The sequence below is a fragment of the Colwellia sp. 5_MG-2023 genome (assembly GCF_030547795.1).
GTDB lineage: Bacteria > Pseudomonadota > Gammaproteobacteria > Enterobacterales > Alteromonadaceae > Colwellia.
This window is the reverse complement of record NZ_JAUOPW010000028.1, coordinates 15562-29890: the sequence shown is the minus strand read 5'-3', so window position 1 is coordinate 29890 and position 14329 is coordinate 15562. Positions and strand designations below refer to the sequence as shown.

The following is a 14329-nucleotide window of genomic DNA, read 5'->3' as shown; positions in this document are numbered from 1 at the left end:
CTAGTTAGCTCAGTGATGAGGACTAAATAGAGGCCATTGCTTGAGCAGTGTCTAACATTCTATTTGCAAATCCCCACTCATTGTCACTCCAGATTAGCATTTTAACTAAACGTTTATGGCTAACACGTGTTTGATTACCATCGACGATACAAGAATGGGTATCGTGATTAAAATCAACAGAAACTAGCGCTTCTTCGGTATAAGCTAATATGCCTTGTAAGCCTTGTTGAGCTAATGGTGTTGCTTCAGCTTGCTGTATTATTTGGTTAATAGCATGAATACTGACATCTTCATTAACCGTAACACTTAAATCCATTGCTGTAACATTCAATGTTGGTACTCGAACAGCAATGGCTTCAAACCTACCTTTAAATTTAGGTAAAATTCGTTCAATGCCGACCGCTAATTTTGTATCAACAGGTATAATAGACTGGCTAGCAGCACGACTACGTCGTAGATCAGGGTGATAAGCATCGATGACTTGTTGATCATGCATAGAAGAATGAATTGTTGTTATAGTACCGCTTTCAATACCAAAGGCATCATCAAGCACTTTTATTACAGGTACTATGCAGTTAGTTGTGCATGATCCATTTGATACAACCGTGTCATCACTGGTAAGTTCTTGATGATTTATTCCATAAATAATGGTTGCATCAATATCTTGGGTGCAAGGATGAGAAAATAATACTTTTTTAGCACCTTGTTTAATGTGCGCTAAACCATCGGCTTTACTGCCAAATTTTCCTGTACAGTCGAGAACGATATCAATTTTGTGTTCACGCCAAGGGATTTGTTCAATTTTGTCAAAATGAAGTAATGCTATTTCATTTCTAAATTGGTTAGTTTGTGAGGTACTTTTATTGGAAATAAATAGCTTTTCGTCTTCTTGTTCAACAGAAAAAGCAAACCGTCCATGGGTTGTATCGTATTTCAATAAATGAGCAATACCGGTTGCGGGTGCTAAGTCGTTTATCGCAACTATTCTGAAAGTGTTATTTCTACCGCTTTCATAAAGCGAGCGAACAATACTTCGACCAATACGACCAAAGCCGTTAATAGCAATATTTATCATAAATTACTTGAAGTGATGTTATTCACTGTACCTAGATGTGTAAGGTGGGCAATTTCTTGCCCACCGTTTTCTACTTGCTTATTACTAAAGTATAAAGCTAAAGTATAAAGCTAAGCTGTAAGCTTAAAGCGCGTTGACTGTTTTGATAACGTTATCAACGGTAAAGCCAAAGTGTTCAAGTAATACATTACCTGGTGCAGATTCACCAAAAGTAGTCATACCTACTACCGCGCCGTTTAAACCAACATATTTAGCCCAAAAATCAACATGAGCAGCTTCAATAGCAACACGTTTAGTAACGTTAGCAGGTAATACAGATTCTTTATAATCACTTGTTTGTGCGTCAAAAACATTAGTTGATGGCATAGATACAACACGAACCTTGGTACCTTGCTCTGTCAGTGATTTAGCTGAATCAATCGCTAATGCTACTTCTGAACCGGTAGCAATAAGAATTACCTCAGGAGTTCCTTCACAATTTTGTAAAATATAACCACCTTTTGCAATATCGTTTACTTGCTCTTGACTACGGGCCATTGCAGGTAAACCTTGACGTGAGAAAATCAAAGCAGAAGGTGCTTTTTGATTTTGTACCGCAGCTTTCCAAGCTACAGCTGACTCAGTAGCATCACATGGTCGCCATGTGGTTAAATTAGGTGTAGTACGTAAATTTGTTAATTGCTCTATCGGCTGATGAGTTGGACCATCTTCACCTTGACCAATTGAATCATGGGTGTAAACAAAGATATTTTGAATACCCATTAAAGCAGACATACGTACAGCATTACGTGCATATTCCATAAACATCATGAAAGTAGCGCCGTAGTTGATGAAGCCGCCATGTAATGAAACACCGTTCATTATGCCGCTCATACCAAATTCACGTACACCGTAGAATATGTAATTACCAGCTGGATCAGTTTCTATACCTTTTGAGCCAGACCACAGGGTTAAATTTGAACCGGCTAAATCGGCAGAGCCGCCTAACATTTCTGGTAATACAGGACCAAAAGCTTCAATAGCATTTTGAGATGCTTTGCGTGACGCGATATTTTCAGCATTCTCATGACATTGCTGAATAAATGCATTGGCTTTTTCTTCAAAATCTTGTGGTAATTCACCTTTAATTACACGACGTTCAAACTCACTTGCTAGCTCTGGGTAAGCCGCTTGGTAAGCCGAGAATTTTTCATTCCAGCTTACTTGCTTAGCTGCGCCTTTTGCTTTTTGATCCCATTGTGAATATACATTTTCTGGTACTTCAAATGGTGCGTGTGGCCAGTTTAAAAATTCGCGTGTGGCAGCTATCTCATCATCACCTAATGGTGCGCCGTGACAATCATGTGTGCCTGATTTATTTGGAGAGCCAAAACCTATAATAGTTTTACAACAAATCATACTTGGTTTGTCTGTCACTGATTTTGCTTCAGTAATTGCTGCTGCAATCGCTTCGCTATCATGGCCATCAACACTAATTACGTGCCAACCGTAAGCTTCAAAACGTTGTGGCGTGTTATCTGTAAACCAACCTTCAACATGACCATCAATAGAAATACCATTGTCATCCCAAAAAGTGATTAATTTACCTAATCCTAACGTACCTGCTAATGAACAAGCTTCATGAGAAATACCTTCCATTAAACAACCATCACCTAAGAAACAATAAGTAAAATGATCAACTATGTCATGATTTTCGCGGTTAAATTGAGCAGCTAAAGTCTTCTCAGCAATAGCCATACCTACGGCATTAGAAATACCTGCGCCTAATGGACCTGTTGTTGTTTCAACACCAGGAGTATAACCATATTCAGGATGACCAGGAGTTTTAGAGTGTAATTGACGGAAGTTCTTTAAATCATCAATAGATAAATCATAACCAGATAAATGTAATAAAGAATAAATTAACATTGAACCATGGCCGTTTGAAAGAATAAATCTGTCACGGTCAGCCCAATTAGGGTCAGTAGGGTTATGCTTTAAAAAATCACGCCATAAAACTTCAGCGATATCTGCCATCCCCATAGGGGCACCAGGGTGTCCTGATTTTGCTTTCTGTACGCTATCCATGCTTAAAACACGAATTGCATTGGCTAGTTCTTGACGCGACGACATATTAGCTCCGATTTACTTTTTATTAAAAGGGTATAATTGAATTGCGCGTATTTTCTCCTACCATCAGATATATCGCAAATGATATTACATAATTTTTTATCTTTTTTTCGGTTACTTAAGGTGATAAGTATAATTTTTGTGTAAAAAAACATATATATTGATTTTTATTAAGAAATAAAGAAATTGAAATATGGTAGGGATTTAGTTTTTAATTCCTTTGTAAAAAATAAATAGGGTAAATAATGATAAAAGTCCTCACAGCACATAACAATTAGACCTTACTAATAAATTTTTTTGTAAAAACATAATAAATAATAGAAAAATCAATAATTGCCTTGAATTATGAAATCAAATAGTTTAGTTTTTAATCAGGTTGTTTACATTAATGTTTTTTTGTGTTTTTGTATTAAAAGTACATAAATTGAACGTTTATAAAATAATAAGAATAGACAACTAACGTAAGAGATAAAATTAAAATAAAAATTAGGTAGCTAAAATGCGAAAGTCATCCCCTAAAGGGTTAAAGTTGACAACGGTTATTTTTGCAGTATTTGTAATGACCGTTTCAGCAATACTGAGTAGTAATTCAGTCGCTGATGACATGGAAGTAAAAACAGCACAAATAGAACCAGAATAAAGTTATTGACTATAGTCTTATCAATAATAATTAATGAAGCTCTGTATTCATAATGAATTACAGGGCTTTTTTTTAATAAAAGTAACCTAATAGAATATACGCTAACTTTTATTTGACTCTATTATAATATCAACTTGACGCTGATTTTCTTGTTGAGAGAGAACAATTCTAATCATTTTTTGTTCTTGTTGATAGAGTAGGGTTAAATAGTTTTGTGTGTTTTGTTGTGAAATAGGCTTGCCAAATTGCTGAGAATAATAAGTGATAATTTGTTCTTTAGTGGCTAAAGTATAATAATTAACAACAGCGGGAAGCGTATCGGTAAAGTCAGCAAATATATGCGCATCTTTTAACACAGGTACGGTAATAATAGGGCTTTTATTTATCTCACTTGCCATCGAAATAGCACTTAAATTAAATATAATAGCTGCAATTAATATGCTGTATCTACTTATACTTTTTACTTTCATGTAATAAACTCCTATTCCTTTAATGCAACTATTATCAATATAGATGATTCTTTATTAGAGTACGAGGTTACGCGCAATAAAAAATACTGACAAATTGAAGTCGTTTATTGAGCAAGAACTTCCTTTCGTTTTTATAAAAAGTCTTTACGATAATGATCAACCCAAAGGGCTGTAGCACCACAAATAGCAACAGGCATAATAATTAGGTTAACAATAGGTATCATGGCAAAGACTGTAACCGTTATACCGAAGCTATAACTTAATCCTTGTTGTTTTTTTAATGCTTGCTTCATATCAAAAAAAGAAATTTTATGATTGTCAAAAGGGTAATCTTTATATTGTATTGCCATCATCCAAGCAACAAATAAAAACCAAATAACCTGCCCTATAACTGGTAATATCCACATTAAAACAAAAAAGCCAATAGCGCGAGGAATGTAATAGACGAGTTTTGTCCATTCTCGGCCTAAAGCTCTAGGGGTATCTTTTACGATGGTTAACATACTCTCACTTGGGCCAGTTTCCCCTACTAACAAATGTTCTATTTTTTCAGATAATAAACCATTAAAGGGAGCAGCTAACCAATTAGCCGCAGTACTAAATAAAAAAGAAAATACTATTAATACCGTTATTACAGCTAAAGGCCATAACACTGCGCTAAGCCAATCAAGCCAACTTGGTAACCACCCTATCATTAGCTGCATATAATGTTCTAATTCTCTATATATATAATAGAAGGCACAACTAAAAAGCACTAAATTAACTAATAGTGGTATAAAAACAAATCGACGAATACCTTTTAAACGAATAAGCTCAAAACCTTTGAATAAATAGCCGGCACCACTTAGCGCTAAAGGGGAATTTTTATTAGTAAATTGTTTGTTTGTATATCTAGACATGTATAAATAATAACACCTTAATATTAATCGACTGATTATAAAGTCTGATTGCATGTAATTACAGTACTAACTTGTTACAAAGTGGCACTATTTCTGTTAGAGTTTATATGGTATTTTATTTTTATTCATCATACTTTTTTCTCGCTGAATTAAATATCTTGAGGTAACATGAGTATGATAAGAAAGACTATAATAATAATCACAATTTTCCTTAAAAAAGAATTACAAGACAGGCATAACAATGGAAGATAACTTCAGAAACGCATTAATTATTCTTAGCGGTTTTATTATTGCTGCTATATTTATTCATGGTTTATGGACCATTCGCAAGCAAAAAAATCCTTATAAACTTAAAACCAGCAAGGAAAAAGTTGAGCCAGTCTCTAGAAATTTTGATGATAGTGGTTTTGATCAATATGGTGTAGGCCAAGTAAAAGTATTAAAGCAGGCTAATGAACCTAAAGTAGAAAGTGAAAAAGACTTTGAACAAACTATTAGTCTCGAAGAAATTAATCACCTAGATAACGGCCAGCATCAAGAGCTATACAATGACTTTGCTGTTAATGAAAAAGTTTCGGAGCATGATGTTGAATTAAAAAAGCAAAAAAATAGTCAGGCACAAGTTGAAATAGAAGCGAAAAAAGAAATTTCTTTAGAACAGCCAATGTATCAACAGCCTGTAACTAATGCAAAACCTGCAAGAGGCAATACTAGTCAAGTTGCCAGTAAAAAATTTACACCAACTAAGCCGGTCGAATCATTATCTAAAGAAGAAATAAAAAGAAACCAAATGGAAATTAATTTTGGTGAAGGTGTATCTATTGATGATGAAAATGTGCCAAACACTAATGTTGCTGATAATGCACAGGAAAAAACTGGCCCTAACGAAGCTGAAGTTAATAATAATATCGATACACAAGTGATTATTCTTAGTGTGGTAATGCCTGATAATCACCAAATGTCAGGCGCTGCACTTTTACCTAGTTTATTAACCTTGGGCATGAAATATGGAGAAATGAACATTTTTCATCGTCATCAAGATAGTGCTGGTAATGGCCCTGTTACTTTTAGTTTAGCTAACATGCTAAATCCAGGCTCTTTTGATTTGGATACCATGGAAACATTTGTAACACAAGGAGTCAGCTTATTTATGACTCTTCCTAATGCCGGTGACCCCTTTGCCGCGTTTGATCAAATGTTATTAGCCGCTAAGCAGCTAGCTAATGAATTTAATGCACAATTACTTGATGACAAACGTAATATAATGACTAAGCAAACAGAGCAGCATTATGTTAGTAAAATTCGTGAGTTTGATAGACAACATCGCCTTGCTCGATTTTGATAATAAATTTTTAGTCACTGTTTAATTATATTAAACAGTGACTCTTTCCAAGCGTTCTCTGCCTTTTTTTGAGTTAATACCCCATGTCGACAACTGACCTTCCACAAGTGTTATTTGAAAAAGTAAAACAACTTCATCAAGACATTAATCACTATAATCATCAATATTATGTACTTGATCAACCAACTGTCCCTGACGCTGAATATGATCGGTTAATGCGCGAGTTAACAGCAATAGAGCAAGAGCACCCAGAGCTGAAAACACTTGACTCTCCTAGCCAAAAAGTGGGAGGCCAAGCGTTAAAAGCTTTTAGCCAAGTTACCCATCAAATACCTATGTTATCGCTTGATAATGTCTTTTCAATAGACGAGTGGCAAGCGTTTATTAAACGTATTCGTGATCGATTAAATAGTGATGAAAAACTTGTTATCTGTGCAGAGCCAAAACTTGATGGTTTAGCAGTAAGCTTACGTTATGAGCAAGGCTTTTTAGTTCAAGCGGCAACAAGAGGTGATGGCAGTATAGGTGAAAATATTACCGAGAATATTCGTACCATTAAGTCTATTCCTCTAAGGCTTAATGGCGAAAGTGGTATTGACTACCCTGATATTATTGAAGTTCGAGGGGAAGTTTTTATGCCTAAAGCGAGTTTTGAGCGCTTAAATGAAATGGCGATAAAGAAAGGTGAAAAATCATTTGCTAATCCTCGTAATGCTGCCGCAGGCAGTCTACGGCAATTGGACTCAAAAGTTACCGCTAAACGTAATTTAGACTTTTATGCTTATGGTCTCGGCTTTGTCGGTGATTTAACGGTAAATAATGCACCTGAAGGTGAGCAAGGTTTTTTGAAAAACTCCCATTACCAACGCTTATGTCAAATTAAGTCATTAGGTTTACCTATGTGTCCTGAAGTTCGTTTACTTGATGATCAGGAACAAGTGCAAAGCTTTTATCAAGATATTTTAAGTAAACGAGAGCAGCTTAGTTATGAAATAGATGGCACTGTATTAAAAGTAGATAATATTTTATTACAAGAACGACTTGGCTTTGTTGCACGAGCACCGCGATGGGCAATGGCCTATAAATTTCCTGCACAAGAGGAATTAACGCTTATTGAAGATGTTGAGTTTCAGGTAGGTCGCACAGGGGCTATTACACCAGTGGCTCGTTTAAAACCGGTATTTGTTGGCGGCGTTACGGTATCAAACGCTACATTACATAATCAAAGTGAAATTGAACGCTTAGGTTTGAAAATTGGTGATACAGTTATTATTCGTCGTGCTGGTGATGTTATACCTCAAATTGTCTCGGTTGTACTTGAAAAACGTACTGAGGATGCTAAAGACGTTATATTTCCACAAACCTGCCCGGTTTGTGATTCTAAAGTGAGTAAAGTTGAAGGTGAGGCTGTTCTAAGGTGTACTGCTGGGCTATTTTGTCAAGCACAAAGGAAAGAAGCAATTAAACATTTTGCCTCGCGTAAAGCGCATGATGTTGATGGTCTAGGTGATAAATTAGTAGAACAATTGGTTGATGAAGGTCTTATTTCTACACCTGCAGACTTATTCAGTTTAACTGAAATTGATATTAGTACTATGGATCGAATGGGGGCAAAATCAGCAAAAAATTTAATTGCCTCGGTGGAAAAAGCAAAGCATACAACATTAGCTAAATTTATTTATGGTCTTGGTATTCGAGAAGTTGGTGAGGCGACTGCAGCTAACTTAGCTAATTATTTTTACACTTTAACAGCGATTCGCACAGCAAGTTTTGAGGCTTTACAAGCTGTTGATGATGTAGGCGCGGTTGTCGCTAAAAACATTGTTAACTTTTTTAAAGAAGAGCACAATTTAGCGGTTGTATTAGCATTAGATGCAATAATGACTTGGCCTGACATTGTTGTTAAAACTGCTGAGGAATTACCATTAACAGACCAAACATTTGTGTTAACAGGTACTCTAAGGCAAATGGGGCGAAGTGAAGCGAAAGCGGCTTTACAGCTTTTAGGTGCTAAAGTCTCAGGGAGTATCTCATCAAAAACACATTTTTTAGTAGCTGGTGAAAAATCAGGTTCAAAATTAGCAAAAGCGCAAGACTTAGGTGTAACTGTGTTAACAGAAGACGATTTAGTTGCTTTATTAGCAAAGCATAACTAACCCTAAATAAAAGCTTATTTATTATAAAGAGAATTTAATGATTAAAATATCGATAACCATGTTTATTCTTTTGATGCAGTTTCATGTGTCAGCTCATAACATAACCGATGATAAAGTTGAGCTGACAAATAAGCAGGTTAGGGCGCTCCAGTCATTAAGTGCAAATCAGCATCAACCATCTGACAATAGTAAAAACATCAAAACTATTAGTTTGAAAGTCTCTAAATTGACCGATAATCAAGGGCAAACTTATTTAGGTGCAGTCGTTAGTCGTGCAGAATTATTTGTGTACTTAACCCAATTAGAGAAATTACTAGGGGATGAATTTCCGCAATATAGAGCATTTCAAGCGGCACGTGATCATCAACTATTTCATATGACATTAGTTAGCCCACCTGAATATCAACTAGCAGATAAAGCATTAGTTGAAAAGTTACTTGCTTCAGGTGTTAATGGCGAATTATCGAATCAGATTAATATTAACTTACTTGGTTTAGGTACAGTGGCACGCGATGATAGTAAAACCTACTTTGTTGTCGCTCAAAGTGCTGATGGGCAATCAATTCGTCAGCGTTTTTTGCTAAACAGTAAAGATTTTCATATAACTCTAGGCTTTAAACCAAGTGATATTTATAGTGTTACAAAAGATAGCACTACGTTAATAAAGTAAGTATAAGTTTATATTGAACATTAATTCTTTGTCATTCGCCAGAATGCAATACCTGCAGTAAAGAACAATATCATTGGGTAAAACGCATGAGAGATCACTGCCAGCGGTGAAATGCTTAACGTTGATCCTAATAATAAAGCCTGTGCACCATAAGGTAATAAACCTTGGTTAATACAGGCAAACACATCGAGTAAGCTGGCAGATTGTGCCGGTGTTAATTCCCCATCAGTGGCCAAATCTTTTGCCGTCTCGCCGGTGATAATAATTGATACGGTATTATTGGCAGTAAAAAAATTACAACCAAAAGTCAATCCGGCAATACCTAAACCAGCGGCACGCTTTTTATTATGTGGGCTTAATTTTCGTGCGAATGATTCAATAGTTTTTGTGAGCGCAGATAAGCCACCTTGGTGACGAATTAATTCACTTAACCCTCCAATAAACAACGACAAAATAAAGATATCTTGCATACTAGAAAAACCAGCATTGATATCAGTTATTAGTGCTGATAATTGATAGTCGCTTGTTAACATACCAATAGCTGCCGCTAATACGATACCTAACGATAAAACCACAAAAACATTAACGCCAGAAAGGGCAAGTATTAGAATAACAATATAAGGAATCAGCCCTAAAACGGCAGGATCACTAGCCAATTGATAATCAATATTTTGTCCTGACACTGAAAATATAATTAAACAAATAATGGCAGCAGGCACGGCAAATTTAAAGTTCACTTTAAATTTATCTTTCATGTGAGCGCCTTGACTACGTGTTGAGGCAATGGTGGTGTCTGAAATTATAGATAAATTATCACCAAAAATAGCCCCTGAAATTAAACAACCCGCCACTAAAGCTGAATCTATTCCTGCAGACTCTATAAAACCTAAAGCAATAGGAGCAATGGCAGCAATAGTGCCCATTGAGGTACCCATCGCGGTTGATAAAAATGCCGCAACTAAGAACAAACCAGGTAATAATAGATAAGTAGGAAAAAATGCTAAACCTAATTGTACACTAGCATCAACACTTCCTGTTGCTTTCGCTACCGTTGCAAAAGCCCCTGCCAGTAGATAAATAATGCACATGGTCATAATGTTGGCGTGGCCTGCACCACTGATGAATTGCCCTATTTGTTTATCAATAGGCTCTTTACTTAACACCTTACCAAGATAAATAGCCACAAAAATAGCAGGAATAATAGCAATGCTGGCAGGGAGTTGATAAAAAGCGAATTCAACACCTTGAAGCGTTAAAATAATACCAGTACCTAAAAATATGCCAAGAAATACGGCAAAAGGCAGTAAAGCAATGAGGCTTTTCTTATTCGTTATTGGTTGATCTTCTGCTGCAGAAGTGGTCATAAATATAAATTCTTATTATAAATGTTACATGCGTTGCCTATTATATTCGTTAAATCAACGTGGTGTGAAGTAGTGATTGGTATTTATATTTAAAGCGTTTATAAAAAATAACAAATTGCGATACTCCGACCCTACATACTGGCTAAGCTTTATGATAGACTCTCGCAAATTTTTAAAAAAGTAAGTGAAAAATATGTCTGAAAACAAATACGAAACAATTGAGCAACGTGTAAGCTACGGTGTAGGTCGTCAATTAGGTGACCAATTACGTAACAACCCTTTTAAAGAATTTGATATTACCGCTGTACAAGCAGGTATTGCTGATGCATTAATTAATGCAGCAAGCCAAGTATCAGATGAAGATTTAAATGAAGCTTTCACTGTAGTTTCTAAAAAATTACAAGAGCAAGAGCAAGCTATTGCTAAAGAAAAAGCAGCCGAAGGCGAAGCTTTTTTAGCTGAAAATGCTAAACGTGATGAAGTTACTGTTACAGAGTCAGGTTTACAATATGAAGTAATTGAAACAGGTGACGGCGATAAGCCAACAGCTGCTAGCACTGTTCGTGTTCATTATCATGGTACCTTCGCTAATGGTGATGTATTTGATAGTTCAGTTGAACGTGGTCAGCCGGCAGAGTTTCCAGTTGGCGGTGTAATTGCTGGCTGGACAGAAGCATTACAGTTAATGCCTGAAGGTAGTAAATGGAAGCTAACAGTTCCTTATAACTTAGCTTATGGCGAGCAAGGTTCACAAGGTGCTATCCCACCTTATGCTACCTTAGTATTTGATGTTGAATTAATTAGCATCGTTAGCTAGTTAGTTATTTTAAAGCCCTCAGTTGAGGGCTTTTTTTTAAGTGAAAATTAACACAACTTGTCTTGTTGGTGACACATAGAATGCAGACTAAAAAAGTTACATTATTTTTAAAGGAATATTTATCGGCATTTGCCCATTATGATTTGAATAAGGCTGCGACTGCTTATTACCTACCTTGTACTCTGCATACTCCTGACCAAGTTGTTTTAGTGACAGATATCAAAGCATGTCAGCAAGAGCTTACTAAGATTTTTAATCAATTACAGCAAGCAAAAACCAGTGATATACTCATTAAAAAGGCAAGTTACTCTCTAGTCACTGATCATTTATTTTTAATGAGTGTAGATTGGGAGTTTCTTGATGAAAAAGGGGAGATATTTGCTGATTTTTGCGCAATTTATCATTTAATTTTAGTTGATAATAAGCTGAAAATTATTAATGTTGTTTCCCATGACTTATCCAATTCACAGACATTAGATCATCCTGTTATGCTGACAGGTTCAAAGTAGAGAATAAACATGAAAGTAAAAGTAGCAATATTAGGTTGTAGTGGCAGAATGGGGCGTAATCTTATTCAAGCAGCCCATGAACATGAAAGTATTGAATTGATTGGAGGTAGCGTTCGTAGTAGTTCTTCATTTGCAGGTTTCGACCTTGGTGAATTAGCGGGTATAGGCGCGATGGGGCTAACTACGGTTACGGAGTTAAGCCAATTAAATGAAGCTGAAGTCTTTATTGATTTTACATCAATAGAAACGTCACTTGAAAATATTAACTGGTGCAAAGAACATAATAAGGCACTAGTGATTGGTACTACAGGGTTTAACGATGAACAGGTCCATCGTATTAAAGAGGCCGGACAATCAATGCCTATCGTGCTAGCGCCGAATACTTCTGTTGGTGTTAATTTAATGTTTAAGTTACTGGAAATTACAGCAAAAGCCATTGGCGATTATACTGATATTGAAATTTTCGAAGCACATCATCGATTTAAGAAAGATGCTCCTTCAGGGACCGCCGTTAAAATGGGGCAAGTAATTGCTGATACGTTAGGGCGCGACCTTAATGAATGTGCGGTGTACGGGCGAGAAGGTATTACAGAAGAACGTAGTAAGGAAACGATTGGTTTTGCTACGGTTCGAGCGGGTGATATTGTTGGTGAGCACACGGCTTATTTCGCTGATTTAGGTGAGCGTATAGAAATCACTCACAAGGCAAGCTCTCGAATGACTTTCGCATTAGGTGCTATGAGAGCCGCATTTTGGTTGAGTGAAGCTGATAATGGCTTTTACGATATGCAAGATGTTTTAGGTTTGAAATAATAGATAACTACTACTTTTAACTGCTTGATGGTTAAAAGTGAATAAATCACATAAAAGAATAGGTTTTTGAAAATTTCACTAGACGAAAGTGGTCTACAAGCGTAAAATAAGTGGATTTTGTCAAAAATTTAGCTCAAAGCCGTTTTTTGGCATTTTTTATGTACAAATTTTGTGATTGTTTTACCTTACTACTAAAGACAATTTAAATAGAGTTTAAATTTAATTTTTAAAGTAAAGGTTCTGCATTCTTTTCTTCTTTTTTGGAGGTTACATTGGCTATATCTGCGATTTTAGTACTGGAAGACGGTACTGTATTTAAAGGCACCGCAATTGGTGCAAAGGGAACGGCTGTTGGTGAGGTAGTATTTAATACTTCAATGACAGGTTATCAGGAAATCCTCACCGATCCTTCATATGCAGAGCAAATTATCACGCTAACCTACCCGCATATTGGTAATACAGGTACTAACTGTGAAGATAAAGAATCAGACGCTATTTTTGCTAAAGGTTTGGTAATTCGTGATTTACCATTACTTGCAAGTAATTTTAGAAGTGAACAAAGCTTAAGTGAATACCTTGTTAGCAATAATATTTTAGGTATTGCTGATATTGATACACGTAAATTAACGCGTATCTTACGAGAAAAAGGCGCTCAAAATGGTTGTATCTTAACTATTGATGACGCTAATGATGAGACTTTACAAGCTGCAGAAACTAATGGCTTAGCGCAAGCAAAAGCATTTCCAGGTCTTAAAGGAATGGACTTAGCCAAAGTTGTTTCTACTAAAGAGCAATATCAATGGACCTCAGGTAGTTGGGCACTTGGTAGCGCTATGGGGGAAGGTTTCTCTGAACCAGAAAAATTCGACTTTCATGTAGTTGCTTATGATTTTGGTGCTAAAAGCAATATTTTGCGCATGTTAGTAGACCGTGGTTGTAAACTAACGGTAGTACCAGCACAAACATCAGCAAGTGATGTGTTAGCTATGAACCCTGATGGTATCTTTTTATCAAATGGCCCTGGTGACCCAGAGCCTTGTGATTATGCTATTACCGCGATTAAAGAGTTTTTAACAACAGATATTCCTGTCTTTGGTATTTGTTTAGGCCATCAATTACTTGGTTTAGCCAGTGGCGCTAAGACTGTTAAAATGAAATTTGGTCACCATGGTGCTAACCATCCAGTGAAAGATATTGACCGTGATGTAGTTATGATTACTTCGCAAAACCATGGTTTTGCTGTTGATGAAAATAATTTACCTGATAACTTAAGAACAACACATAAATCGCTATTTGATGGTTCTTTACAGGGAATTCATCGCACTGACAAACCCGCATTCAGTTTCCAAGGTCATCCAGAAGCAAGCCCAGGCCCACATGATGCCGCACCATTATTTGACCATTTTATTGACTTGATTAACGAATATAAAACCGACGCCAAAGCAAAACAGGCTTAACCCACACC

13 protein-coding genes are annotated in these 14329 nt (G+C 36.2%); 8 read left to right on the top strand and 5 right to left on the bottom strand.

What is annotated here, in order from left to right; all coding sequences use genetic code 11:
• Positions 1-22: 22 nt before the first annotated feature.
• Together epd and tkt are read right to left on the bottom strand one after the other, a co-directional pair.
• Positions 23-1075 carry an erythrose-4-phosphate dehydrogenase gene (gene epd / locus Q4496_RS15305; protein ID WP_303602775.1) on the bottom strand — a complete coding sequence of 351 codons (1053 nt, stop codon included), beginning with the start codon at positions 1073-1075 and terminating at the stop codon, positions 23-25.
• A gap of 123 nt (positions 1076-1198) precedes the next feature.
• Positions 1199-3187: a transketolase gene (gene tkt, locus Q4496_RS15300; RefSeq protein ID WP_303602776.1), complete on the bottom strand. Its 1989-nt coding sequence runs from the start codon at positions 3185-3187 to the stop codon at positions 1199-1201.
• Positions 3188-3683: 496 nt separating this feature from the next.
• On the opposite strand from tkt, the gene Q4496_RS15295 reads away from it, so the two are divergent.
• Complete coding sequence (locus tag Q4496_RS15295; protein WP_215972657.1) at positions 3684-3824, top strand: hypothetical protein; 141 nt, start codon at positions 3684-3686, stop codon at positions 3822-3824.
• A gap of 101 nt (positions 3825-3925) precedes the next feature.
• Here Q4496_RS15295 and Q4496_RS15290 read toward each other — a convergent pair whose 3' ends face one another.
• Positions 3926-4294, bottom strand: coding sequence for a hypothetical protein (locus tag Q4496_RS15290; RefSeq protein ID WP_215972656.1), 369 nt, complete (start codon positions 4292-4294; stop codon positions 3926-3928).
• Positions 4295-4425: 131 nt separating this feature from the next.
• Complete coding sequence (cysZ, locus tag Q4496_RS15285) at positions 4426-5193, bottom strand: sulfate transporter CysZ (RefSeq protein ID WP_215972655.1); 768 nt, start codon at positions 5191-5193, stop codon at positions 4426-4428.
• 241 nt (positions 5194-5434) lie between these two features.
• Here cysZ and zipA point away from each other — a divergent pair, with 241 nt between their 5' ends.
• The 3 genes from zipA (at position 5435) to Q4496_RS15270 (ending at position 9361) form a co-directional block, all read left to right on the top strand.
• Entirely contained in the window at positions 5435-6535 is a 1101-nt protein-coding gene (gene zipA, locus Q4496_RS15280) for a cell division protein ZipA (protein WP_303602777.1), read from the top strand.
• Between the two features lie 83 nt (positions 6536-6618).
• On the top strand, positions 6619-8691 hold the full coding sequence (ligA, locus tag Q4496_RS15275; protein WP_303602778.1) for an NAD-dependent DNA ligase LigA: 2073 nt from the start codon (positions 6619-6621) through the stop codon (positions 8689-8691).
• Between the two features lie 37 nt (positions 8692-8728).
• Positions 8729-9361, top strand: a complete 633-nt coding sequence (locus Q4496_RS15270) for a hypothetical protein (protein WP_215972652.1) — start codon at positions 8729-8731, stop codon at positions 9359-9361.
• 20 nt (positions 9362-9381) lie between these two features.
• Here the strand turns inward: Q4496_RS15270 and Q4496_RS15265 are convergent, their stop codons facing one another.
• Positions 9382-10725, bottom strand: coding sequence for a Na+/H+ antiporter NhaC family protein (locus tag Q4496_RS15265; protein WP_215972651.1), 1344 nt, complete (start codon positions 10723-10725; stop codon positions 9382-9384).
• A gap of 193 nt (positions 10726-10918) precedes the next feature.
• On the opposite strand from Q4496_RS15265, the gene Q4496_RS15260 reads away from it, so the two are divergent.
• From Q4496_RS15260 to carA, 4 genes are all read left to right on the top strand, one after another.
• Entirely contained in the window at positions 10919-11542 is a 624-nt protein-coding gene (locus Q4496_RS15260; protein ID WP_303602779.1) for an FKBP-type peptidyl-prolyl cis-trans isomerase, read from the top strand.
• 80 nt (positions 11543-11622) lie between these two features.
• Complete coding sequence (locus tag Q4496_RS15255; protein WP_303602780.1) at positions 11623-12051, top strand: hypothetical protein; 429 nt, start codon at positions 11623-11625, stop codon at positions 12049-12051.
• 9 nt (positions 12052-12060) lie between these two features.
• Positions 12061-12864, top strand: a complete 804-nt coding sequence (gene dapB / locus Q4496_RS15250; protein ID WP_215972648.1) for a 4-hydroxy-tetrahydrodipicolinate reductase — start codon at positions 12061-12063, stop codon at positions 12862-12864.
• A 272-nt stretch (positions 12865-13136) separates the two neighbouring features.
• Positions 13137-14321, top strand: coding sequence for a glutamine-hydrolyzing carbamoyl-phosphate synthase small subunit (carA, locus tag Q4496_RS15245; protein ID WP_215972647.1), 1185 nt, complete (start codon positions 13137-13139; stop codon positions 14319-14321).
• The last annotated feature ends 8 nt before the right edge of the window (positions 14322-14329 follow it).